The organism is Curvibacter cyanobacteriorum (assembly GCF_028649475.1).
In the GTDB taxonomy this organism is placed as follows: domain Bacteria; phylum Pseudomonadota; class Gammaproteobacteria; order Burkholderiales; family Burkholderiaceae_C; genus Curvibacter; species Curvibacter cyanobacteriorum.
Genome location: NZ_JAQSIP010000001.1, coordinates 132760 through 153997, shown reverse-complemented (window position 1 = coordinate 153997; position 21238 = coordinate 132760). Strand labels below are relative to the sequence as shown.

The window sequence follows — 21238 nt, the reverse complement described above, 5'->3', positions numbered from 1 at the left end:
CAACGACGGTCGCCTTGGACCTCAGGCCGGCGCCTGGCTCAAGGCCGCCAGCCAACCGGACACCGCGTCCAGTTCGGGGCGGCTCAGGGTGTGACCGCCGGGGAAGCCAGCCCCCTGCAAGTCGATCGGCAAGGCCCGCACATGGTTCACGATGGCCTGGGTGTGCGAAGGCGGCAGCACCTCGTCCTCGGTGCCGTAGCTGAGCCAGAGGCTGCGCCCGGCCAGGGACTCGGCGGGCGCTTGCAAGGCCACCGCCTCGGGCAGCAAGCGGCTGTGCATCACCAGGGCCGCGCGCAGGTCTTGGGGTCGGGTCAGCAGCAGGCTCAGGCCCATGATGCCGCCCTGGCTGAAGCCCCCCACCACCACGCGCTCGGCCGGCAGTTGCAACTGGTGGGCCGCCTGGGCCAACACCTCCGCCAGCTGGGCCCGGCTGTGGGCCTCCTGGTCGGCCTGGATCTGACGCTGGCCGTTGGGCAGGACATCAAACTGGAACCAGGCAAAGGACTGCGGCCCCAGCGGGAACGGTGCGCGCAGGCTCAGCAGGTGGAAGTTCGGCGGCACCCAGGGCGCCAGCGCAAACAAGTCAGCCTCGTGGCTGCCCACGCCATGCATCAACACCAGCAACCAGGGCTGGGCCGTGCCCGCGGCGGCGGGGCGGTAGAGGGCCTTCAGGCCCAGGGTGTTCAGATCCAAGGCCTCAGACATGGGTGGGCTCCTGCAGGGTCATGGCGTCCATCGCCAGCATGCTGTACATGACTTCGCGGCTCACGTAGTCGGGTCGGGCGTCGGGCCCGGCCGCCCCCAGGGCAAAGAACAGCGGCAAAAAGTGGTCCTCGCTGGGGTGGGCCCGCTCGGCGTGCGGGGCCCGGCGGCGGTAGTCGAGCAACGCGGGCACATCGCCCCGGCTCAGCGCGTCCTCGATCCAGCGCGCAAACGCCAGCACATAGGGCGCCGGCTCGCGCGCACCGCCAAAGAACTCGCTGAGGTTGTGGGTCATGCTGCCCGAGCCCAGCACCAGGATGCCCTCGTCACGCAACGGTGCCAGCGCGGCCCCCAGGGCCAACACCTCGGCCGGCCCCGCGTCGGCCGGCAGCGCCACTTGCACCACAGGCAGGTTGGCCTCCGGAAACAGGTGCATCAGCGGCACCCAGGCCCCATGGTCAAACGGCCGCTTGGCATCGCCCTGGGCCGGCAGCCCCGCAGCCTTGAACAGGCCGAGCACGCGTTCGGCCAAGGCCGGGTCGCCCGGTGCCGGGTATTGCAGCGCATACAGCGGCCTCGGGAAGCCGCCAAAGTCGTGCCAGGTGGCGGGCTGGGCGGCGGTCATGACCTGCACGCCGTGGGCCATCCAGTGCGGCGACATCACCACCACGCCCTGCAGGCCCGCCTGGGCGCGCAGGCGCTGCCCCAACTGCTGCAGAGCGGGGCCGGTTTCGCCGGGCTCCAGGGCAAACAAGGGGGCACCGTGCGAGACAAACAAGGCGGGCAGGCGCGCCGCGGTCGAAGGGACTTGGACAGACATGATTTCAACTCCTGGGAACTACTTTAGGCCGAACGGGATCGGAAACCAATCGCCCTTAAAACAATTGATTGTTCTTGATATAAAGACAATCACCTTTTGAACCGACCCTTGTCATGGACCAACTCCGACAAATTGAAGCCTTCACCGCCGTGGTCCAGCATGGCAGCTTTGTCAAAGCCGCCGACCGACTGAACCTGTCCAAGGCGGTGATCTCGCGCCTGGTGCTCGAGTTGGAAAGCCAGTTGGGCACCCGCCTGCTGAACCGCACCACCCGACGCCTGTCGCTGACGGACTCCGGTGCCTCGTACTTTGAGCGTTGCAAGCAGATCCTCGACGACCTGGCCGAAGCCAATGCCGAAGCCAGCGCCACCTCGGCCAAACCCACCGGCCGCTTGCGCATCAACGCCCCGCTGAGCTTCGGCAACCTGCACCTGGCGCCGCTGTGGGGCGAGTTCCTCAAACTCTACCCCGAGGTGGAGCTGGACATCACCCTGAACGACCGCATGGTCGACCTGGTCGATGAGGGCTATGACCTGGCGGTGCGCATTGGCCGCCTGCAGGTCACCTCGATGGTGTCGCGGCGGCTGGCCAGCGACCGCATGGTGCTGTGTGCATCGCCCGGTTACCTGGCCCGTGCCGAGCCCATCCGCAGCCTGCAAGACCTGGCCCAGCACAGCGTGATGGCGTACTCCTACGCCTCCTGGGGCGACACCTGGACATTTGAAACCGCCGACGGCGTCAGTGAAACGGTCACCGTCAAACCCCGCTTCTGGGCCAACAGCGGTGACACCTGCCGCGCGGCAGCGCTGGCGGACCAGGGCATCATCCTGCAGCCGGCGTTCTTGGTCGGTGAGGACGTGCGCCAAGGTCATCTGGTGCCCGTGCTGCCGCAGTACCAGCGCCCGCCCCTGGACATCCACGTGGTCTACCCAAGCCGCAAACACCTGTCGGGCAAGGTGCGCGCCATGGTTGACTTCCTGGCGCAGGCCTTCCAGCAACCCGGCTGGGCCTGAGGCCAGGCGGTTGAGGCAAGGGGGCGCTCAGGCCAGCGCGGCCAGCACCGCCGCGTGGAAGGCCTCCGGGCGCTCGAACTGCACCCAGTGGCCTGCGTCGGGAATCAAGGTCAGCCCCCGAAAATCACGCGCACTGGCCTCAAACGCCGACGCCAACTGCGTGATCCAGCTTTTGTACAAGGCATCGTGTGCGCCGTAGATGGCCCACACCGGGCAATCCACCTGCGGCAACGAACGCGCCAGGATGTCGGTGTGCGCGAGGCGTCGACGCGGCAAGCGGTCGCGCACCACATTGGCTGCGTGCACCTGCAGGGCCAGGCCCTCGATCTGGGCCGGGTCATGCAGCATCAGCGCGGCCAGGTTGTAGCGGTGCACCTCGGCCTGCGCTTCGGGGGTGGGCAGGTGGCGCCAGGCCTTGAGCTCAAACTGGCGCTGCGGCACCACGCCCATGGCAGGAGCCCCGACCAAGATCAGGCGCGACGCCAGCTCGGGGTGGGCGGCCAGCAGCAAACCGGCGGTCATGCCGCCAAATGAGAAGCCCAGCAACTCACAGGGGCGCGGTCCCAGCAGTTGCCGCAGGCCCTCGCACAAGGGCGCGACCAGGGCGTCGGCATCCCCCCCCAAGGGCGAGACCGCCGAATCGCCAAACCCGGGCAGGTCGGGCACCCACAGTTCGCGCCCAGCCGCCACCAGGGCCTCGATGTTGCGCACAAAGTGGGTCCAGCTGCCGCTGCCGCCATGGAACAGCACCAGGGGCGGCACGCCGTCGCGGGCCTGGCCCCAGACGTGCCAGACCACCTCGCCCTCGCCACACGGCGTGGTGAGGCGACGGGCCCGACGGGCCAGCGCGTCCACAGACTCGGGCAAGGTGAGGTTCAAGCCACTCGGCTTGGGAAACAGGGAATCCATCATGGCCAAAATCTCCAGCCCGCCAGCAGGCGGGCGTCGCCAGCGCCCCAGGCCGGCAAGCCGGGGGGCGGCTGGGGTGCAATCAGATCAGATGCGCGCGAGCGCCTCGATGGCCAAGGGGTAACCCGCCACGCCCAGGCCACAGATCACGCCACGGGCGGCCGGCGCCAGGTAGGAGTGGTGGCGGAAAGCCTCCCGCGCATGCACATTGCTGATGTGCAGTTCGATCAGGGTGATGCCGGTCCCCTTGGTCGCGTCGTGCAAGGCCACGCTGGTGTGGGTGTAGGCCCCCGCGTTGAAGACCACGCCCGCCAGGCTGCCCTGGGCATGCAGGCGACCGGCTTCGTGCAGCCAGTCGACCAACTCACCTTCGTGGTTGCTTTGGCGAAACACCAACTGGTAGTTCAGGCGCTCGCAGGCTTCGCGGCACAGTTGCTCCACATCAGCCAGGGTCTGAGCCCCGTAAACGGCGGGTTCGCGGGTGCCCAGCAGGTTGAGGTTGGGGCCGTTCAGGACAAAAACAGTTTTCAAGGGAATCACTCCGGCAGGTCTGGGCGCCCAGCGCCGCCACAAGCGCAGTGGCAGCATCAAAGCCAGGCTCAGCCGACAGGAATCTGCGACCTGTCAGCGCCCGAACCCTCTATTTTGCCGGTGAATGCCCCGCCGCACGGCGGGCTCCCTGCGCAGCTTCGACCGCCCCGCCATGCCCGGGCCGGCCATGCGGAGCGAGGCGCCTCAGAACTCAACGCCAGTGAGGGTGCCGATGACCACCATGGTGATGGTGGTGGCGGTGATGGGGGTGGCCATGGCCCCGCGGACCTTCACCATGCACCAACACGGGTCGACCGTGCACGGGCACCGGGTAAACGTAGCCAGGTGCCACGCCATACACCTGAGGCGCGGGCAGGTAATGCACCGGGGCTGGGGCGTAGCGCACCGGCGGCGGCGCATAGACCGGTTGCGCCGCCACATACACCGGGCCCGGCGACACCAGGCCCACGCTGACGCCCGGAAAACCGATCCCCATGGACCACGACACGCCACTCCCCGCTTGAGCGGCCCCCATCAGCCCAGCCGACAGGCCAAGCAGCACCGTGGCACGGCCCAAAATTCGAAGCAGTTGCATCCGCATGTTCATCTCCTTGAGAAAGGATGGACGGTAAAAAATCGCCTTCCTGTGGCCCGTAACGCTGCGGATCCCGCATCGGTTGTCCTTGGCGACCACGGACTTGTTTCAACGCGTAACCAAACCCCGAACGCCCGCCCCTCTAAAATGGCCGGATGAGTTCGAACACCCCAACACCAGACAACAAAGACGCCGTCAAGCCCAGCAACTTCCTGCGCCAGATCATCGAAAGCGACCTGACGCACCATGTTCATGCGAACCGTCATTGGGGAGGCACGCCGGGCGATGCCGCCCACCACGCTGCCGGGTCGCTTGACCCGGCCCCTGTGCGCCTGCGCTTCCCGCCGGAGCCCAATGGCTACCTGCACATCGGCCACGCCAAGAGCATCTGCCTGAACTTCGGCCTGGCGCGCGACTACGGTGGCGTCTGCCACATGCGCTTTGACGACACCAACCCCGAAAAAGAAGACCAGGAATACGTCGACTCGATCCTGGACGCCGTGCAGTGGCTCGGCTTCCATTGGGACAGCCATTTCAACGGCCAGAAGACCTCGCACCTGTACCAGGCCAGCGACTACTTCGGCTTCATGTACCGCGCAGCCGAGTACCTGATCGAGGCCGGCCACGCCTATGTGGACGAGCAAAGCGCTGAAGACATGCGCGCCAACCGTGGCGACTTCAGCAAGCCCGGCGTGAACAGCCCGTTCCGCGACCGCAGCGCCGCCGAGAACCTGGCGCGCTTTCGGGCCATGCGTGACGGCCAATTGCCCGATGGCGCCGCCGTGCTGCGCGCGAAGATCGACATGGCCTCGCCCAACATCAACCTGCGCGACCCGGCCATCTACCGCATCAAGCACGCCGAACACCACAACACCGGCAACACCTGGTGCATCTACCCGATGTACACCTTCGCGCACCCGATCGAAGACGCGCTGGAAAACATCACCCACAGCATCTGCACCCTCGAGTTCGAAGACCAACGCCCGTTCTACGACTGGCTGATGGAGCGCTTGATCGAAGGGGGCTTGCTGGCCTCGCCGCCGCCCAAGCAGTACGAGTTCTCGCGCCTGAACCTGACCTACGTGATCACCAGCAAGCGCAAGCTCGCGCAACTGGTCAACGAAGGGCACGTGCAAGGCTGGGATGACCCCCGCATGCCGACCATCGTGGGCCTGCGCCGTCGCGGCTACAGCCCCGAGGCCCTGCAGTTGTTCTGCGAGCGCATCGGCGTCACCAAGGACTACAGCTGGATCGACTACAGCACGCTGGAAGGCGCGCTGCGCGACGACCTCGACAGCAAGGCCGGCCGTGCCATGGCCGTGCTGGACCCGGTCAAGCTGGTCATCACCAACTGGGACGAGGTGATGGGCGCCGGCACGCTGGACCTCTGCGGCGCCCCGGTGCACCCGCACCACCCCGAACTGGGTCGCCGCAGCTTCCAGTTTGGCAAAGAACTCTGGATCGAACGCAGCGACTACGAAGACGTGCCGCCCAAGGGCTACCACCGCCTATACCCGGGCAACAAGGTGCGCCTGAAGTATGGCCATGTGATCGAATGCCAGGGCGCCGTGCGCGACGCCAACGGCCAGATCACCGAGGTGCAGGCCTTGCTGGTGCCCGACACCAAGAGTGGCACGCCGGGTGCGGACGCCATCAAGGTCAAGGGCGTGATCACCTGGGTCGGTGCCGCCGACGGCGTGCCAGCGGAAGTACGCCTGTACGACCGACTGTTCTCTGAGGCGCAGCCGGACGCCGGCGGCAAGGACTTCCTGGCCAGCCTGAACCCGAACAGCCTGAGCGTCGTCCAGGCCTACGTGGAACCGGCCCTGGCCAGCTGCGCCGCAGGCACCCAGTTCCAGTTTGAGCGCCATGGCTACTTTGTGGCCGACCGGGTCGACCACCAGGCGGGTCGGCCGGTGTTCAACCGGGCCGTGGGCCTCAAGGACAGCTGGGGCAAGTGAGCCTCAGGGCGGCCCCCAGCCGGGGCTGCCCGCACCCACTGTTGCGCAAATGCCATGGACGACGGCATCGTCTTGGGCGATCATTGCGTCTGTAAGAAACTGTAACTACAACGAACATGATTTCCTCGTTCAAATCCCTCGCACTGTCTGGCCTGCTGCTGGCCGCCACGGCTTTTTCGTCGACCGCCCAAGCAGGCGCGGCCGATTTCACACTGATCAACCGCACCGGCTATTCGATCTCTGAGGTCTACATCTCGGCTGCCAACCGCGACGCCTGGGGCAAGGACCGCCTCGGTGACGGCACGCTGGGCAACGGCAAGCAACGCCTGTTCAAGTTCTCTGACTCGGCCAACTGCATGCAAGACATCAAGGTGGTGTTTGAGGACGACGGCTCGGAAGTGGTCTGGGAAGACTTCGACCTGTGCGAAGTCCACAAGATCACCCTGCGCTACAACCGCAAGACCCGTCAAGTCTCGGCCGAATCCGAATAAGCAGGCCTGAAGGCGGGGCGCCTGCCCCGCCATGCCTTACCATGCAGGCTCAGGCACCGCGTCGGGGCCTGCCACGGAGGCACCATGGCCAAAGGCGAGCAACGCAGCAACAAAATGGCCAAGAAGCCCAAAAAGGATTCTTCGGTCGCCACCAACAAACCTTCGGTCTCCGACCGCCCCATGCCCCCGGTGACCGCCGTCATCCCGCGCGGCAAGGTGAAGGACAAATAAGCCCCCGTTTCGCCCCCCGCCCTGGCCGCGGCGCGGGCATGCCCCGACGCTGCGTCAGCGCCTCACCAGCGCGCGTTGCGTGACTTGCGTCCCGGCGCCTTGCGCGCCTCGTTGAACGCTTCTTTGCGCGCCGCGCGCTCGGCGTCGAGCTTCTTGCCCTCGCTGAGCCAACGGGCGTATTCCTCGGGCGTTTCCAAGCTGATGCGGCCCAGGATGCCGGTGCGGAAATCGGTGATCACGATCTCCGCCGCCTTTTGCTCGTTGATGCGCCCACCGGCCAACAGGGCCCCCCGCTTGCGGCCGATGGCCTCCAGCAGTTCCTCATCGGGCAGGTCGGCCACCGCCCCGGGTGGCAGACCGAGCTTGTAGCGCGCTTCCAGTTCCGGCACGTAGTGCTGTTTGAGGTAGTTCAGCAACTCCAGTGCCACCTCAGCGTCGTCAAAGGCGTTGCGTCCCACCGCGCCGCTGGCGGCCAGGTTGTAACCGCTCTGGGCCACGATGATGCGCGGCCACAGCACACCCGGGGTGTCGTAGAGGTAGAAGCCGTCCTCGAGCACGTAGCGCTGCTCGTTCTTGGTCACCCCGGCCTCGTCGGCCGCCTTGGCCGACTTCTTGCCGACCAGGGTGTTGATGAGGGTCGATTTGCCGACGTTGGGGATGCCGCAGATCAGCACGCGCATCGGCTTGGCCAGGCTGATGCCACGGGTGGGCGCCATGGCGCGGCAGGCCTCGACCAGGGCGTGGGCCGGGGCCTTGTTGTCGATGCCCAGGGCGATCGCACGGGTGCCGGGTTGGGCGTTGTAATGCGCCAGCCAGGCCTCGGTGTGGACGGGGTTGGCCAGGTCCTGCTTGTTGAGTACCTTGAGGGCGGGTTTGACGGCCGTCAGGTCCACCAGCATGGGGTTGGCGCTGGAGCCCGGCAGGCGGGCATCCAGCATTTCAATCACCACATCGATTTCCTTGAGGCGTTCACCGATCGCCTTGCGCGTCAGGTGCATGTGACCGGGAAACCATTGGATGGCCATGCGTCAATCTCTTTCTGTCGGGGGGCGTGGCCGGACCCGCAGGGGCCCGACTGCAGGGGCTGAGCCCAGGTGGGTCAGCGCAAACGGACGCGCAGACCAGGCCCGTGGCCCGCTGCGCAAACCCCGATTTTACCCAAGCACTGGCGTGCTCGGCAGCTGCAGGCCCAGTCGATCGGCCGACACGTACTGCGCCCGGTAGGCTTCAAACGGCAGGGTGTCCGCGACTTCGATGGCCCGTTGATCGGCCACTGACTTCTGGCTCAGCGCCAGGAAGCGGGCTTGCTGCTCCAGCGACCAGGGCTGCGCGAGCAAGGCGTTGCGGGTCTGTTCGGACTGCGCGCGCACAAAGCGCACAAAGCTGTTGTCATGTTCGGCCGCCATGGCCGCCAACACGCGCGCCGACGGCGTCTGCTCGGGCGCGGCCAGCAGGCGGCGCGCTTCGGCCACGGCTTGGCTGTAGTCACTGCTGCGGTGGGCCGCGTCGAGGGCGGCGGCGATCGGCTCGCACTGGTCGAGGATGTCGCGCCCCCAGTCCACCAGCGGCACCTGGGCCCCGGCACGGCGCAGGGTCAGGCCCGGCTCGCGCCCCCGCGCCGCGGTGTGGTGCTGGTTGTGCTTGAGCTCATCGATCTCGGCCGGCGAATCGGGGGGGCTGTCGGCCAGCAGGCACTGCAACAGGAACACATCGAGGAAGCGCATGGTCTGCGCCGTGATGCCGACGGGCACAAAGGGGTCCAGGTCCATCAGACGCACTTCAACGTACTCGACACCCCGTTCGCGCAGGGCGTGCAGCGGGCGCTCGCCGGGGAAGATGGTGCGCTTGGGGCGGATGGTGCCGTAGAACTCGTTTTCGATCTGCAGCAGGGTGGTGGCGAGTTGGTTGTAGTCGCCGCCCGGGTTGCGCACGCCCAGGGTTTCGTAGGCAGGGTACGGCCGGGTCAAGGCGTCGTGCAGCGAGGCGGCATAGCCTTCCAGGCTGTTGTAGCTGACCGCCAGCGTGGCCTGCGCGTCGCTCTGGTAGCCCAGCCGGCCCATGCGCAAGGAGGTGCCATGGGGCATGAACAGCGCCCCCTCGCTGAGGGTTTGCAGTTCGTGCTCGCGGCCCGCCACAAAAGTGGGGCACAGGGCAGGCGAAGCGCCAAACAGGTACAGCAGCAAGAACGCCTGGCGGCGGAAGTTGCGGATCAACGCAAAGTACTGCTCGCTGCTGACGCCAGGCAGGGACCAGTTGTAGTGAATGCCCGAAATGGTCTGCATGCGGCGCCCGTAGCGGTGGCCCAGGCCCATGCGGTAAACGCTCTTGGCCCGGCCCACATTCGACGAACCGTACCGCGCCAGCGGGATGGTTTCGTCGGTGGGCAAACCGCAGGGCATGCTGGACACCCAGAGCATCTCGTCGCCCTGCTCGCGCAACACGCGGTAAACGAACTGGTGGATCTCGGTCAGCTCGGCCAGCGCGTCCTCAACCCCCGCTTGTGCACTGGTGATCAACTCCACCTGCGACTCGCTGTAGTCGGTGGTGATGCTGGGGTGGGTCAAGGCCGACCCCAGGGCCAGCGGGTGCGGCGTCAGGGCCAGGCCGCCACCGGGCAGGGCACGCAGGCTTTCCTTTTCGATCCCGCGTCGGATCCCCCCCAGTCGGGCGGGTGTCAGGGCATGGAGGCGAGACTGCAAAGGGGTCATGGTGTTTGGAACCTTGTATTTTTGGTGCGCGGAAGTTAGCACGGACTGGCTGGGCCCGCTGCAGCCCGCTTGTAGCAGCCCTGAGCAAACCAGCCTTTCCCCTCTCGACCGAGCAAAGCCGGGCATTTTGGGGTGAATGTATCGCCAATCGGTGGCGTGCGCCTGACAAGGTGGCGGCTGGCGCGATGCCGCAACAGCCACACGGCCGCGACCTGCAATTTGGTTACGATACGGCCGCCCGCCTTGGCGCTGCCGGACGGGGCCCCTTGATTGATGAATTCCCCAACGGAGATCTGGCCATGGCCATGGACGAAATCGATTACGAAATTCGCGGCTCGGAAATGCAGTTTGTGGAGGTCGAACTCGACCCCGGCGAGGCCGCCATCGGCGAAGCCGGCAGCATGATGTTCATGGACGCGGGCATCGCCATGGACACCGTGTTTGGCGACGGCAGCGCCCAGCAAGGCGGCTTCTTCGGCAAGCTGCTGGGTGCGGGCAAGCGCCTGGTGACGGGCGAATCGCTGTTCACCACGGTCTACACCAACAACGCTGCGGGCAAGCAGCGGGTGGCCTTTGCTGCGCCCTACCCCGGCAAGATCCTGCCCATGAACCTGCGCCAGCTCGGCGGCACCCTGATCTGCCAGAAGGACGCCTTCCTGTGTGCCGCCCGCGGCGTGTCGCTGGGCATCGCGGTGCAACAGAAACTCAGCACCGGCTTCTTTGGTGGCGAAGGCTTCATCATGCAGCGCCTCGAGGGCGACGGCCTGGCCTTTGTGCACGCCGGCGGCACCGTGGTGAAGCGGGAATTGCAGCCGGGTCAGACCGTGCTGGTGGACACCGGCTGCGTGGTGGCCTACACCCCCGGCGTGGACTTTGAGATCCAGTACGTGGGCAAGATCAAGACCGCCTTGTTTGGCGGCGAAGGCCTGTTCCTGGCCAAGCTCTCGGGCCCAGGCACCGTGTGGCTGCAAAGCCTGCCGTTCTCGCGCCTGGCCTCGCGCATCTTTGCGGCGGCCCCGCAACGTGGAGGCGCCAAGGAGGAAGGCTCGCTGCTCGGCGGCCTGGCCGGCGGCAGCGTGCTGGGCGGCTTGATCGGCGGCGACGACGACTGAGGCCGCGGCGCCCCAGAGGGCACGGCACCCGCCGGGAGGCCAGGCCCCTGCTGGGGGGCCTGCAGAGGATCCCGCACGGGCCCCCTAGAGCCCTCGCAGACGCCCATCACTGGCCCCGCCCCAAAGACTCACCAACTCGCCAGGGTGCCCAGGCACCGAGCCCGTGGAGAGCGCGGACCTCAGCGCTTGGCCGCGAAGGCCTTGCCGACCTCGTTGGTGCCTTGGGCGGCACCGCTTTGCGGCACTTGCTCCCCCTGGCGATCGGTGACCTCGGCCAGGCGCGCCGCCAGGCGTTCCGGGGTGTCGTCGGTGAGGCCCAGGTGCACGCCCTCGGTCAGGGTGATGTGAGCGGCCTCGTAGGTGCCGGCGCCAGCACACAGGATGGTGCGGGTGGGGGCGTTTTCGGCCGCCAGCACCAGCATCGCAGGCACCACCGCCTCGGGTTGCAGCGCGGCCAGCACGTCGGCCGGCATCAGGCCTTCGGTCATGCGCGTGGCCGCGGTCGGGGCCAGGCAGTTGACGTGGATGTTGTTCTTGGCGCCTTCGAGGCTCAGGGTCTGCATCAAGCCAACCAGGGCCATCTTGGCGGCCCCATAGTTGCTCTGGCCAAAATTGCCGTACAGGCCACTGGACGAGGTGGTCATGACAATGCGGCCGTACTTCTGGGCGTTCATGTGCGGCCACACGGCCTTGGTGCAATGGACGGCGCCCATCAGGTGCACATCGACCACCAGGCGGAAGTCGCTGAGGTCCATCTTGGTGAAGCTCTTGTCGCGCAGGATGCCGGCGTTGTTGACCAGGATGTCGACCCGGCCCCAGGCGTCGATGGCCTGCTGCACCATGGCCTCGACCGCGGCGACATCGGTCACCGAGGCGCCATTGGCCAGCGCCTCCCCGCCGGCGGCCCGGATCTCGTCCACCACCGCCTGCGCGGCGCCGACCGATCCCCCCGCCCCATCCACCGCACCGCCGAGGTCATTGACCAACACCTTGGCGCCACGCCGCGCCAGGGCCAGGGCGTGTTGCTTGCCCAGGCCGCCGCCGGCCCCTGTGACGATGGCCACCCGGCCGGTGAAATCGAGCTTGCTCATGAGGTGTCTTCCTTGTGTTGCTTTGGGTCGGAGTCGCTGTTGAAGCGGGTCGGCCAAGCCGCCCCGGCGCACGAGTTTAGAAGCCCGGGCGCGGCCGAGTCGCGCACGTTCGTGACAGCGGCTCGGATGCCGCACAATTCAGCCTGCCATGTCCAAGAAATCCAAGAACCCCAAGTCCTTCGAGCGCCCGCCTGAGGCGCCCCTCCGCCGACCCCGTGTCAACAACGCGCTGCTGCACAAAGGCGTGCTGTGCGCCCTGATCGGCTTGGCGGTGCTGATCTCGCCCCAGTTCATCCAGTCGCCGGCGCTGCAGCAGGCCGTGGGCGGCTCGAGCCTGGTGGGGTGGTTCAGCCTGGTGCTGGGTCTGGCGTTTGTGGGCCAGTACGCCTGGCAACGCCATCGCGCGCAGCGTTGACACTGGCTTGCCACCGGCCCTGTCATGCATGCCGACACCCGCAGCCTGGCCCTGCACTTTGACCAGACCACCGCCCTCTTGCAGGCCTTGAGCGAGGCCCCGCGCCAGCAGATCCTGATGCTGCTCAGCGAAGCCCAGGGCCTCAACGTGGGGCAGATCGCGGCCCTGTTGCCACTGAGCCGCCCCGCCATCTCCCACCACCTCAAGGTCTTGCGTGAGGCCGGTCTGGTGGTGGCCGAAAAGCGCGGCACCGAAAACCTGTACGCCCTGTCCTTGCAAGACGGGGTGCAACGCCTGGGCGCGCTGCTGCAGCAACTGGCGGTCTTCGCCTGAAAGCCCGGGGCTGGCTTCCCCAGCCACCACGCCCAGCCCCAGCCCCTGCCAAAGCCGCCCCTCCGAGTTCTTCACTCCCCAAGAAAGTCACCCATGAAAGCCATTTGGAACGGCGTGGTCATCGCCGAAAGCGACGACACCGTGCTGGTCGAAGGTAACCATTACTTCCCCGCCTCGGCCCTGAACCCGCAGTACGTCACCTTCAGCAACCACCGCAGCAGCTGCGCCTGGAAAGGCCAGGCCCACTACCACTCCCTGATCGTGAACGGCGAACTGCTGGCCGATGCCGCCTGGTACTACCCCGATCCCCTGCCCGAAGCCGAAGCGGTGCGGGGCCGGGTGGCGTTCTGGAAGGACGTCAAAGTCACCTGAGCGCCATTCCAAATTGAACATTTCGGACTAAGCTCAGGCTCAGTTAGGCTCGGATTTGACGCCAATTCTTGTGAAATTGAGCGACTTCCATCAGCTTTACCGGAATCAAAGCCCCGTAGGCACTTGGCCACAACGGAACTATCATTTCTCAACTGTGATCACACGAGCCCCAATCCCTTGACTGACTGACCTGCCACCGGGTGCTGTCTTGCCGCGCGGCTGTGCGCTGGACCCTGCCCTCACCCTGACCAGTTGCCATGCCCTTTCTTGATCGCCCCACCCTGTCGCTGTTGATGGTGCTGGCTGCGGCCATGTCGGCACTGCTGCTGACCACCATCTGGCGCATCAACCGCCAGTTGCCAGGTCTGGCCTGGTGGACGGGTGCGGCGGGGCTGGGTTGCCTGGGCTTTGCGTTCATGGCCGTGGCCAGCCCTTACGTGGCCTCGGCCGGGGTGGCCACGCTGCTGAGCAGCAGTCTGCTGTTTGCCGCCTTGCTGTTGATTTTGGAGGGCTCCCTGCGCTTCATGCGGCGCGACACCCCGCGCCGGTGGTGGTCGGGCTTGGTGCTGCTGCCGGTGTTCATGGGGCTGACCTGGGGGTGCCTCGACGAGGTGGTGATCCGGCGCGTCTTCCACGACAGCGTCTACGCCGTGCTGCTGCTGGGCTGCGCCCTGGCCATGCTGAGCCGGGTCAACCCCGAGGAGCGACTGGTCAACACCCTGTCAGCGCTGTTCATGCTGGGCATGGCCCTGGTGATGGCCTTGCGGGCTGTCATCAGCAGCCAGATCCCCCACGATGGCGCGCTCGACCAGCACCCGATCCATGCGGTGGTCTACCTGCTGCTGATGTTGTTCGTCATGGGCTGGACCTACTGCGTGCACATGGCCTGCTACCTGCGCTCGCAGGCGGCCGCGCGCCAGATGCAACGCGAGGATTTCGTCACCACCTTGCCAGGCCCGCACGCCCTGGACGACGCGCTGCGACAAGAAATCGCGCGCAGCCAGCGTACCGGCCTGCGCTTCAGCTACCTGCTGATCGAGGTGGCCGAACCCGGCCAGACCAGCGACGCCCCGCCGCCCGCCCTGCCCCCCGAGGTGCTGCGCGCCTTCGGCCAGCGGCTGCGCCAGTTCGCGCGCGATGCGGACTTCGCCTGCCACCTCGGCGACGGCCGATTTGTCGTGCTGTTGCACCACACCCCCAGCCAGGAACACCTGCGCGGCGCCATCGCCCGGCTGCGTCACAGCCTGCTGGCCCCCATCCAGGACCGCGCCGCCCAGGCCCCTCTGGACGTGAACATCGGCATGGCCATGTGGCCGCTGGACGGCCCCGACACGGCGGCCCTGGGCCACACGGCGCTGCAACGCATGCAAGCCGAAAAGTTCTCGATGTTCAAGCCCTTTCTGGACGACGCCAACCCGGCACCGCACGTGGCCAGCACCTGAGTCCAGGGCGATCAGGCCGCCCACAGCGGGGTGAAGCCTGGCCAAGTCCCAGGGCGCCCCCCACATGGGGCGCCTCGGCCCTCACAGGCCGACGGACGACTCGGTGTAGAGCGCCTCGGGGGTCTCCCCGGCCAGCGCCTGCAGCAGGTTGCGGGTGGCCAGCGCGGCCATGGCGTAGCGGGTTTCGTGGGTGGCCGAGCCAATGTGGGGCAAGGCCGTGACCCGGGGATGGGTCCGCAGCGGCGACGCCTGCGGCAGCGGTTCGGTGGCAAACACATCAAGCCCCGCGGCGCTCAAGGTGCCGTGGTCCAGCGCCTGCAGCAGCGCCGCCTCATCCACGATCGCACCGCGCGCGCCATTGACGAAGATGGCTCCGGGCTTCATGCGTGCAAACGCGGCCGCGTCCATCAGCCCCCGGGTGGCGGGGGTCAGGGGCAGCACCGCGGCCACGATGTCCGACGCGGCCAGCACCTCGTCGAGCGGCCGGTGTGCCACACGCCCCTGCAACTCGGGCGCATGCCGGGCCAGGTCCACGGCACGCCGGGCGTGGTAGAGCACCGGCATGTTGAAGCCCAGCGCGGCGCGCCGCGCCAGGGCCTGACCGATGCGGCCAAAGCCAAGGATGCCCAGCGTCTTGCCATGCACATCGCGGCCAAACAGGGACTCATCAATGTTGCGTTGCCAGCGCCCTTCACGCACATGCAGGGCCAGTTCCACCAAGCGGCGGCTGCTGGCCATGATGAGCGCAAACACCGTGTCGGCCGTGGTCTCGGTCAGCACCCCTGGCGTGTGGCACAGCGCGATGCCGCGCGCCCGCAAGGCCGCCAACGGGTAGTTGTCCACCCCCACCGAAATGCTGGAGATCACCCGCAACCGCGGTGCCCGGTCCAGCATCGCCTCGGTGATGGACACACTGGCGCCGATCAGGGCTTCGGCGTCGGGCCAAGCGGCGTCGAAGGCCGCGCGCTGCTCGGGCACGCGCGGGTTGGCGACCGTGACCTCGTGCTGCGCCTGCAACTGCGCCAGCAGATCGGGTGGCAGCTCGCGGAACACCAGCACCCGGCGGCGTGTCCCCTCCAGCGGACGGGCGGCCGTCACAGCCCGGCCTCCTGCAACTGAGCCCGGGTGGGCAGGCCTTCGGTGTCGCCCAAGACCTGCACCGCGCGCGCGCCGATCCAGGCACCGCGCTGCACGGCCTGCGGCACCGTCAGCCCCTCGAGCAACGCACTGACCACGCCCACCGCAAAGCCATCGCCCGCGCCCACGGTGTCGATCACCTCGGCCACCGGGAAGCCCTCGACATGGCCCGACACGGCCTCGCCTTGGTGGTGTCCCTGGTAGTAGGCCCCTGCCGCACCGAGCTTGACCACCACCAGGCGCGCGCCCTGCGCCAGGTAGAACTGCGCGATGTCCTGCGGGCTGTGCAAGCCTGTGAGCAAGCGGCCTTCCTCGATGCCCGGCAGCACCCAGTCGGCGAGGCTGGCGAGTTGGTTGATCTCGCGCCGCATCAGCTCGGCACTGCCCCACAGCGTGGGCCGCAGGTTGGTGTCAAACGACACGCTGCGGCCGGCGGCGCGCATCAGCGCCATGCTGTGCCGCGCCGCCGGCAAGGTGGTGGCCGACACCGCAGCGAACACCCCGGTGGCGTGCAGGTGGCGCGCCGCCAGCAACCAGGGCTCGTCGATGTCGGCCAGGCCCATCTGGCTGGCCGCCGAACCCCGGCGGTGGTATTCCACCGGCGGGTCGCTGCCGTCGGTGACGCGGCCCTTGAACTGGAAGCCGGTGCGTTGCATTGGGTCGCAAACCACATGCGAACAGTCGATGCCCTCGGCCTGCATGGCCGCCAGCAGGTAGCGGCCCATCGAGTCGGTGCCCAGGCGGCTGGCCCACCCCACGCGCAGGCCCAAACGGGCCAGACCGATGGCGACATTGGTTTCGGCCCCGGCCGTGCGCTTGAAAAACGCTTGCGCGTCTTCCAGCGGGCCAGGCCGGTCGGCGACCAGCAGCATCATGGCCTCACCGAACGTGATCACGTCCAGTCCGGACGGGGAAGTGGCAACCTGCATGAACACACCTTCTTCAAAAATAGAGGCCGGGCCTTGCACACGCCCAGCCGTTCAGCCCGGGCCCACGGCCCCCCAACGCCCTCATGCCGCTTCGCACCAGGCGCTTGATTCGTGCACAGCGCGGACCCGCTGGGCCTCCGCGCGCAGCAGGGCCAACTCGCCACGCGTGGTGGCCAACAGGTCATCGCCCTGCAGCGGGTATTCGATGGCCCACGGCCTGTCGGCGGGCAGCGCACGCAACACCGCGCGCCAAGGGGCCTGCGACTGCGCCAGGGGCACCGCCACCCAGCGCTGCGGCTGGCGCAGCACCCCCTTGCAGTGCACATAGCGGACCCGCGGGGCCAGCGCCTGCGCCGCCTGCAAGGGGCACTCCCCCGTCCAATGCCAGTTGCCCATGTCAAAGGTCAGGCCCAGGGACACCCCCGCCTGGTCACAGGCGGCCGTGAACCGCTGCAAGGCCCCCAGGGTGCCGGCACTGGCGGTCTGGTCGTTCTCGATCACCAAGTCCAGGCCAGGGGTTTGCGCCAGGGTGGCTTGCAAGGTCGACAAGGTGCGGCACGAGGCGGTCGAGAACCCGCCGATGGCCATCTTCAAACGGGGCGCCCCCAAGGCCTGCGCGGTTTGCAGGCCGTCGGCCAGGGCCGCATGGTCCAGCGCCCCGTCGTCCTGCCACAGGCCTTGGGGGCTGGAATAGACGCGCTGCAGGCCCAGCGCCGCCAGGGCCTGGGCCAGGTCCTGCCGCTCGGCGGCCCCACCGCGCCACAACTCGCCGCGCACCTCCACCCCATCGGCGCCGGCCGCGTGGGCCAGCTCGGAGAAATGCAGCTGCCCCAGGCGCAGCACGTCGCTGGCCCCGAAGGCGGTGAGCGAGATCAGGGCCGCAAACGCCCCCGCGTCGGCGCCGCTCATGCGGTCGCCTGGTGCGACGACAAGATCTGCCCCAGAAATTGGCGCGTCTTAGCGTGCTGGGGTTGGCCAAAAAACTCGGCCGGGGGCGCCTGCTCGATGATGCGGCCATCGGCCATGAAGATCACCCGGTCGGCCACGCTGCGGGCGAAGCCCATCTCATGGGTCACACACAGCATGGTCATGCCATCGTCGGCCAGGCTGATCATGGTGTCCAACACCTCTTTGACCATCTCGGGGTCGAGCGCCGAGGTCGGCTCGTCGAACAGCATCACCTTGGGCGTCATGCACAGGGCACGCGCGATCGCCACGCGCTGCTGCTGCCCGCCAGAGAGCTGGCTGGGGTACTTGTGGGCCTGGTCCGGGATGCGCACCCGGGTCAGGTACTTCATGGCCACCGCCTCGGCCTCCGGTGCGCTCATGCCGCGCGAGCGCATCGGCGCCAGCGTGCAGTTCTGCAGGATGGTCAGGTGCGGGAACAGGTTGAACTGCTGGAACACCATGCCCACCTCTTGCCGCACCGCGTCCACATTGCGCCCGCCCGCCGTGAGGTCGATGCCATCGACCTCGATGCGCCCCTGCTGCACGGTCTCGAGCCGGTTGATGCAGCGGATCAGGGTCGACTTGCCCGAGCCCGACGGGCCGCAGATCACGATGCGCTCGCCAGCCTGCACGCTGAGGCTGATGTCCGTGAGCACCTGGAACTGGCCGTACCACTTGGACACCTGCTCAAGGCGGATGATGGGGTCGGCTGGGCGGGGGCTGGCGGGGGCGATGGAGGTCATGGCGGGGCAAGGGTCGGTTGGACGGCGGGTGGTGCGCGGTGGAAATCGGCTCAGGACAGCTTGGGCAGGTCGGTCTCCAGCCACTTGCGGTAGAGCTTGTTCAGCTCGCCGTTCGCGGTGTTGCGGGCGACAAATTCATTGACCACCTTGAGCAGCTCGGCTTGGTTGGGGCGCATCGCCATGCCCATGGCCTGCTGCAGCAGGTTGAACTTGACGTCAAAGGCTCCCGCCGGGGCCCGCTTGTTGATCTGCGCGGCCACGGTGACCGAGCAGCCGATCGCGTCCACCTGACCCGACAGCAGGGCCTGCATGGCCGATGCGTCGTCGTCAAAACGGCGGATCTCGGTGCCCTCGGGCGCGGCCTTGGTGACCGCCACGTCCTGGGTGCTGGCCCGCGCCACGCCCACGCGCAGGCCCTTCAGGTCCGCGGCGCTCTTGATGGGGGTCTTGGCAGCGCCGAACAACACAATGGTGGCAGCCGCATAAGGGGTGGAGAACTGCACCTGCTTGGCCCGCTCGGGCGTGATGGCCAGCGAGGCCACCAGCAAGTCGAGCTTGTTGGTCAGCAAGAAAGGAATGCGGTTGGGGCCGGTCACCGGCACCAGGTTGACCTTCAGGCCCAGGTCCTTGCCCAGCAGCTTGGCGACATCGGCGTCGTAGCCGTCAGGCTGGTTCTGCGCGTTGGTGGTGCCGTAGGGCGGAAAGTCCACCAGCAGGCCGATGGTGATTTCGCCCTTCTTCTTGAGTTCTTCCAGGGTCTGCGCCGAGCCAACGCCGGGCAGCAAGGAGCCCAGGGCCGTGGCGACCAGGCCAGCGGTCAGGGTGCGGCGGCTCAGGCCGGACGAGAGCGGGTTCGCGGAACGGGTCATGGCAGTCTCCAGTTGAAATGAAAGTTGAGGGGGCACAGCAAAACAAACAGGGCGGCTCAGCGCGCCTGCGCCGCGGCCAGGCGCCGCTCCATGCGCGCAGCCAGCAGGGACAGGGGCCAGCACAGCACGAAGTACAGCGCCGCCACCACGCTGAACACCAGCAGCGGCTGGAAGGTGGCGTTGTTGATGATCTGACCAGCGCGGGTGATCTCGGTGAAGCCGATGATGGCCGCCAGCGAGGTGCCCTTGATGATCTGCACGCCATAGCCCACGGTGGGCGGCACGGCGATGCGCCAGGCCTGGGGCAGCACCACGTCGCGCAGGCGGCTGATGTACGACAGGCCCAGCGCGTGGGCGGCTTCACTCTGGCCGCGCGGCACGGCCTGAATGCAGCCGCGCCAGATCTCACCGAGGAAGGCCCCGCTGTTCAGGATCAGCGCCAGCCCGGCCGCCACCCAGGGGTTGATGTCCAGGCCCAGCACCGGTGCGCCGAAAAAGATCAGGAACAACTGCAGCAGCAGCGGCGTGCCCTGAAACACCTGGATGAACAAGCCCGCGGCGCCCTGCGCCCAGCGCGACTCCGAGCTGCGCGCCAGGGCCACCATCAGGCCCACCAGCGCGCCGCCGACGAAGGCCAGCAGGGACAAGGCCAGCGTCCAGCGGGCGGCCTCCACAATGAACATGAACTCAGACAAACCAAAGCTGCGCATGGGTCAAATCTCCTGGTACCCGTGAATCAAGGGGGCTGGGCGGTGCGCCTCAGCGCCGGTCGGGGTAGTTCAGTCCCCACTGGTAGATCAGCTTGAACAGGGCCGAGAACAGCATCGACAGCCCCAGGTATATCAAGGCCACCACGATGTAGATCTCAAAGCTGCGGAAGGTCTGCGATTGCAGGTTGGCGGCCACCGAGGTCAGGTCGTCGGCCGAGATCACCGAGACCACGGCCGAGCTCAGCATCAGCAAGATGAACTGGCTGGTCAGCGCCGGGTAGATGGCCTTGAGCGCGGGCTTGAGGATGATGAAGCGGAAGATCTCCCAACGCTTGAGGTTGAGCGCCAGCCCCGCCTCGATCTGCCCCTTGGGAATGGCCTCGATCCCGGCGCGGATGATCTCGGTGGCATAGGCCCCCAGGTTGATCACCATCGCCGTCAAGGCCGCGGTGTAAGCGCTCCAGCGCAGGCCGATCGCCGGCAAGGCGAAAAAGAAGAAGAACAGCTGGACCAGGAACGGCGTGTTGCGGATCAGCTCGATGTAGGCCTGGATCACCCAGCGCAGCGGCTTGGGGCCCGCCGTCTTGCCCCAGGCGCACAGGATCGCCACGCACAAGCCCAGGACCGTGGCCAACAAGGACAGCTGCACCGTGATCCAGGTGCCCTTGAGCAACAGCGGCCATGCGGCCAGCACCTCTTCAAATTGAAAGCTGTAGTTCACGTTGTGTTCCGCTGAAGCCTGCGCCGCGCCGAAGCGCCGAGCCACAAACCCGTTTGAGCCCCATTCCAGACCGACACTGCGTCATGCTGAAACCGATTTCATAAGTTTAAGAAACCGGTTTCATCTTGGAATCAGAAGAAACCCTGAGGGGTGCCTCCCGGGCCCTGGACGCCGATGTGCCGATGTGCCGATGTGCCGATGTGCCGATGTGCCGATGTGCCGATGTGCCGATGTGCAGGAGCACGTGCCACCGCCGTGGACGGCCGCGAATCTGGAAGCCCCCTCAGAGCGTCGCCCTCCCCTTCCAGAACAGCGGCGACCTCGGGGAGTCCACGCTGCCCCGTCAGGACCGAGTCGCCCACCGGCTGCTACCGGCTCGCATGAACGCAGGATCGAGTGAACGCAGGGTTGAATGGCCCCAGGCTGAGGGCCCCGAGGGCCCGACGGGTGGAGGG

At 67.3% G+C, this 21238-nt stretch carries 24 protein-coding genes; 9 read left to right on the top strand and 15 right to left on the bottom strand.

Going from position 1 to position 21238, the window contains the following annotated elements; translation table 11 throughout:
• Window positions 1-21: 21 nt before the first annotated feature.
• Together PSQ40_RS00690 and PSQ40_RS00685 are read right to left on the bottom strand one after the other, a co-directional pair.
• A complete protein-coding gene (locus tag PSQ40_RS00690) occupies window positions 22-705 on the bottom strand; it encodes an alpha/beta hydrolase (RefSeq protein ID WP_273947920.1) in 684 nt (227 codons plus the stop codon).
• Window positions 698-1522 (bottom strand): dioxygenase family protein, encoded by an 825-nt coding sequence (locus PSQ40_RS00685; protein WP_273947918.1) that lies wholly within the window; start codon window positions 1520-1522, stop codon window positions 698-700. The genes PSQ40_RS00690 and PSQ40_RS00685 overlap by 8 nt, the downstream gene beginning before the upstream one ends.
• Window positions 1523-1635: 113 nt before the next feature.
• On the opposite strand from PSQ40_RS00685, the gene PSQ40_RS00680 reads away from it, so the two are divergent.
• A complete protein-coding gene (locus PSQ40_RS00680) occupies window positions 1636-2535 on the top strand; it encodes a LysR family transcriptional regulator (protein WP_273947917.1) in 900 nt (299 codons plus the stop codon).
• A gap of 27 nt (window positions 2536-2562) precedes the next feature.
• Here the strand turns inward: PSQ40_RS00680 and PSQ40_RS00675 are convergent, their stop codons facing one another.
• The 3 genes from PSQ40_RS00675 to PSQ40_RS00665 all read right to left on the bottom strand — a co-directional run bounded on the left by PSQ40_RS00675 (window position 2563) and on the right by PSQ40_RS00665 (window position 4576).
• Window positions 2563-3447: an alpha/beta fold hydrolase gene (locus tag PSQ40_RS00675; RefSeq protein WP_409338529.1), complete on the bottom strand. Its 885-nt coding sequence runs from the start codon at window positions 3445-3447 to the stop codon at window positions 2563-2565.
• Between the two features lie 84 nt (window positions 3448-3531).
• Window positions 3532-4032 (bottom strand): type II 3-dehydroquinate dehydratase, encoded by a 501-nt coding sequence (gene aroQ / locus PSQ40_RS00670; RefSeq protein WP_273947916.1) that lies wholly within the window; start codon window positions 4030-4032, stop codon window positions 3532-3534.
• A 154-nt stretch (window positions 4033-4186) separates the two neighbouring features.
• The gene (locus tag PSQ40_RS00665; RefSeq protein WP_273947915.1) at window positions 4187-4576 is read right to left on the bottom strand and encodes a hypothetical protein; all 390 of its coding nucleotides are present in this window, start codon (window positions 4574-4576) and stop codon (window positions 4187-4189) included.
• A gap of 149 nt (window positions 4577-4725) precedes the next feature.
• Between PSQ40_RS00665 and PSQ40_RS00660 the strand changes: the two genes are divergently transcribed.
• The 3 genes from PSQ40_RS00660 (at window position 4726) to PSQ40_RS00650 (ending at window position 7253) form a co-directional block, all read left to right on the top strand.
• Window positions 4726-6531 (top strand): glutamine--tRNA ligase/YqeY domain fusion protein, encoded by a 1806-nt coding sequence (locus tag PSQ40_RS00660; RefSeq protein ID WP_273947912.1) that lies wholly within the window; start codon window positions 4726-4728, stop codon window positions 6529-6531.
• A gap of 116 nt (window positions 6532-6647) precedes the next feature.
• A complete protein-coding gene (locus PSQ40_RS00655) occupies window positions 6648-7022 on the top strand; it encodes a hypothetical protein (protein ID WP_273947911.1) in 375 nt (124 codons plus the stop codon).
• Between the two features lie 84 nt (window positions 7023-7106).
• The gene (locus tag PSQ40_RS00650; RefSeq protein ID WP_273947909.1) at window positions 7107-7253 is read left to right on the top strand and encodes a hypothetical protein; all 147 of its coding nucleotides are present in this window, start codon (window positions 7107-7109) and stop codon (window positions 7251-7253) included.
• A gap of 62 nt (window positions 7254-7315) precedes the next feature.
• Here the strand turns inward: PSQ40_RS00650 and ylqF are convergent, their stop codons facing one another.
• Window positions 7316-8278 carry a ribosome biogenesis GTPase YlqF gene (ylqF, locus tag PSQ40_RS00645; RefSeq protein ID WP_273947908.1) on the bottom strand — a complete coding sequence of 321 codons (963 nt, stop codon included), beginning with the start codon at window positions 8276-8278 and terminating at the stop codon, window positions 7316-7318.
• A gap of 129 nt (window positions 8279-8407) precedes the next feature.
• On the bottom strand, window positions 8408-9961 hold the full coding sequence (gene gshA, locus PSQ40_RS00640) for a glutamate--cysteine ligase (RefSeq protein ID WP_273947906.1): 1554 nt from the start codon (window positions 9959-9961) through the stop codon (window positions 8408-8410).
• Between the two features lie 299 nt (window positions 9962-10260).
• Here gshA and PSQ40_RS00635 point away from each other — a divergent pair, with 299 nt between their 5' ends.
• Complete coding sequence (locus tag PSQ40_RS00635) at window positions 10261-11073, top strand: TIGR00266 family protein (RefSeq protein WP_273947904.1); 813 nt, start codon at window positions 10261-10263, stop codon at window positions 11071-11073.
• A gap of 179 nt (window positions 11074-11252) precedes the next feature.
• Here PSQ40_RS00635 and PSQ40_RS00630 read toward each other — a convergent pair whose 3' ends face one another.
• On the bottom strand, window positions 11253-12164 hold the full coding sequence (locus tag PSQ40_RS00630; protein ID WP_273947902.1) for an SDR family NAD(P)-dependent oxidoreductase: 912 nt from the start codon (window positions 12162-12164) through the stop codon (window positions 11253-11255).
• Between the two features lie 148 nt (window positions 12165-12312).
• Here PSQ40_RS00630 and PSQ40_RS00625 point away from each other — a divergent pair, with 148 nt between their 5' ends.
• The 4 genes from PSQ40_RS00625 (at window position 12313) to PSQ40_RS00610 (ending at window position 14726) form a co-directional block, all read left to right on the top strand.
• Window positions 12313-12579 carry a hypothetical protein gene (locus PSQ40_RS00625; protein WP_273947901.1) on the top strand — a complete coding sequence of 89 codons (267 nt, stop codon included), beginning with the start codon at window positions 12313-12315 and terminating at the stop codon, window positions 12577-12579.
• Window positions 12580-12603: 24 nt separating this feature from the next.
• The gene (locus tag PSQ40_RS00620) at window positions 12604-12912 is read left to right on the top strand and encodes an ArsR/SmtB family transcription factor (protein ID WP_273947900.1); all 309 of its coding nucleotides are present in this window, start codon (window positions 12604-12606) and stop codon (window positions 12910-12912) included.
• Between the two features lie 93 nt (window positions 12913-13005).
• Window positions 13006-13284, top strand: coding sequence for a DUF427 domain-containing protein (locus tag PSQ40_RS00615; RefSeq protein WP_273947898.1), 279 nt, complete (start codon window positions 13006-13008; stop codon window positions 13282-13284).
• 257 nt (window positions 13285-13541) lie between these two features.
• On the top strand, window positions 13542-14726 hold the full coding sequence (locus tag PSQ40_RS00610; RefSeq protein WP_273947897.1) for a GGDEF domain-containing protein: 1185 nt from the start codon (window positions 13542-13544) through the stop codon (window positions 14724-14726).
• Between the two features lie 81 nt (window positions 14727-14807).
• Here PSQ40_RS00610 and PSQ40_RS00605 read toward each other — a convergent pair whose 3' ends face one another.
• The 7 genes from PSQ40_RS00605 to PSQ40_RS00575 form a co-directional block, all read right to left on the bottom strand.
• On the bottom strand, window positions 14808-15824 hold the full coding sequence (locus PSQ40_RS00605) for a 2-hydroxyacid dehydrogenase (RefSeq protein WP_409338527.1): 1017 nt from the start codon (window positions 15822-15824) through the stop codon (window positions 14808-14810).
• Window positions 15821-16792, bottom strand: a complete 972-nt coding sequence (locus PSQ40_RS00600; RefSeq protein ID WP_273947896.1) for a sugar kinase — start codon at window positions 16790-16792, stop codon at window positions 15821-15823. The genes PSQ40_RS00605 and PSQ40_RS00600 overlap by 4 nt, the downstream gene beginning before the upstream one ends.
• Window positions 16793-16873: 81 nt before the next feature.
• Complete coding sequence (locus PSQ40_RS00595; protein WP_273947895.1) at window positions 16874-17701, bottom strand: sugar phosphate isomerase/epimerase family protein; 828 nt, start codon at window positions 17699-17701, stop codon at window positions 16874-16876.
• Entirely contained in the window at window positions 17698-18483 is a 786-nt protein-coding gene (locus tag PSQ40_RS00590) for an amino acid ABC transporter ATP-binding protein (RefSeq protein ID WP_273947894.1), read from the bottom strand. The genes PSQ40_RS00595 and PSQ40_RS00590 overlap by 4 nt, the downstream gene beginning before the upstream one ends.
• A 50-nt stretch (window positions 18484-18533) precedes the next feature.
• Window positions 18534-19352, bottom strand: coding sequence for a transporter substrate-binding domain-containing protein (locus PSQ40_RS00585; protein ID WP_273947893.1), 819 nt, complete (start codon window positions 19350-19352; stop codon window positions 18534-18536).
• A 56-nt stretch (window positions 19353-19408) separates the two neighbouring features.
• Complete coding sequence (locus tag PSQ40_RS00580; RefSeq protein ID WP_273947892.1) at window positions 19409-20062, bottom strand: amino acid ABC transporter permease; 654 nt, start codon at window positions 20060-20062, stop codon at window positions 19409-19411.
• Window positions 20063-20111: 49 nt separating this feature from the next.
• Window positions 20112-20783 (bottom strand): amino acid ABC transporter permease, encoded by a 672-nt coding sequence (locus PSQ40_RS00575; protein ID WP_273947891.1) that lies wholly within the window; start codon window positions 20781-20783, stop codon window positions 20112-20114.
• Window positions 20784-21238: the final 455 nt, after the last annotated feature.

Bases quoted from the DNA above. Each gene is read 5' to 3' on its own strand.
- PSQ40_RS00620 (WP_273947900.1), top strand. From the start codon at position 12,604: ATGCATGCCGACACCCGCAGCCTGGCCCTGCACTTTGACCAGACCACC.
- PSQ40_RS00675 (WP_409338529.1), bottom strand. From the start codon at position 3,447: ATGATGGATTCCCTGTTTCCCAAGCCGAGTGGCTTGAACCTCACCTTG.
- PSQ40_RS00630 (WP_273947902.1), bottom strand. From the start codon at position 12,164: ATGAGCAAGCTCGATTTCACCGGCCGGGTGGCCATCGTCACAGGGGCC.
- PSQ40_RS00655 (WP_273947911.1), top strand. From the start codon at position 6,648: ATGATTTCCTCGTTCAAATCCCTCGCACTGTCTGGCCTGCTGCTGGCC.
- PSQ40_RS00625 (WP_273947901.1), top strand. From the start codon at position 12,313: ATGTCCAAGAAATCCAAGAACCCCAAGTCCTTCGAGCGCCCGCCTGAG.
- PSQ40_RS00580 (WP_273947892.1), bottom strand. From the start codon at position 20,062: ATGCGCAGCTTTGGTTTGTCTGAGTTCATGTTCATTGTGGAGGCCGCC.
- PSQ40_RS00660 (WP_273947912.1), top strand. From the start codon at position 4,726: ATGAGTTCGAACACCCCAACACCAGACAACAAAGACGCCGTCAAGCCC.
- aroQ (WP_273947916.1), bottom strand. From the start codon at position 4,032: ATGCTGCCACTGCGCTTGTGGCGGCGCTGGGCGCCCAGACCTGCCGGA.
- PSQ40_RS00665 (WP_273947915.1), bottom strand. From the start codon at position 4,576: ATGCGGATGCAACTGCTTCGAATTTTGGGCCGTGCCACGGTGCTGCTT.
- PSQ40_RS00650 (WP_273947909.1), top strand. From the start codon at position 7,107: ATGGCCAAAGGCGAGCAACGCAGCAACAAAATGGCCAAGAAGCCCAAA.
- PSQ40_RS00690 (WP_273947920.1), bottom strand. From the start codon at position 705: ATGTCTGAGGCCTTGGATCTGAACACCCTGGGCCTGAAGGCCCTCTAC.
- PSQ40_RS00680 (WP_273947917.1), top strand. From the start codon at position 1,636: ATGGACCAACTCCGACAAATTGAAGCCTTCACCGCCGTGGTCCAGCAT.
- ylqF (WP_273947908.1), bottom strand. From the start codon at position 8,278: ATGGCCATCCAATGGTTTCCCGGTCACATGCACCTGACGCGCAAGGCG.
- gshA (WP_273947906.1), bottom strand. From the start codon at position 9,961: ATGACCCCTTTGCAGTCTCGCCTCCATGCCCTGACACCCGCCCGACTG.
- PSQ40_RS00595 (WP_273947895.1), bottom strand. From the start codon at position 17,701: ATGAGCGGCGCCGACGCGGGGGCGTTTGCGGCCCTGATCTCGCTCACC.
- PSQ40_RS00685 (WP_273947918.1), bottom strand. From the start codon at position 1,522: ATGTCTGTCCAAGTCCCTTCGACCGCGGCGCGCCTGCCCGCCTTGTTT.
- PSQ40_RS00615 (WP_273947898.1), top strand. From the start codon at position 13,006: ATGAAAGCCATTTGGAACGGCGTGGTCATCGCCGAAAGCGACGACACC.
- PSQ40_RS00600 (WP_273947896.1), bottom strand. From the start codon at position 16,792: ATGCAGGTTGCCACTTCCCCGTCCGGACTGGACGTGATCACGTTCGGT.
- PSQ40_RS00590 (WP_273947894.1), bottom strand. From the start codon at position 18,483: ATGACCTCCATCGCCCCCGCCAGCCCCCGCCCAGCCGACCCCATCATC.
- PSQ40_RS00610 (WP_273947897.1), top strand. From the start codon at position 13,542: ATGCCCTTTCTTGATCGCCCCACCCTGTCGCTGTTGATGGTGCTGGCT.
- PSQ40_RS00635 (WP_273947904.1), top strand. From the start codon at position 10,261: ATGGCCATGGACGAAATCGATTACGAAATTCGCGGCTCGGAAATGCAG.
- PSQ40_RS00585 (WP_273947893.1), bottom strand. From the start codon at position 19,352: ATGACCCGTTCCGCGAACCCGCTCTCGTCCGGCCTGAGCCGCCGCACC.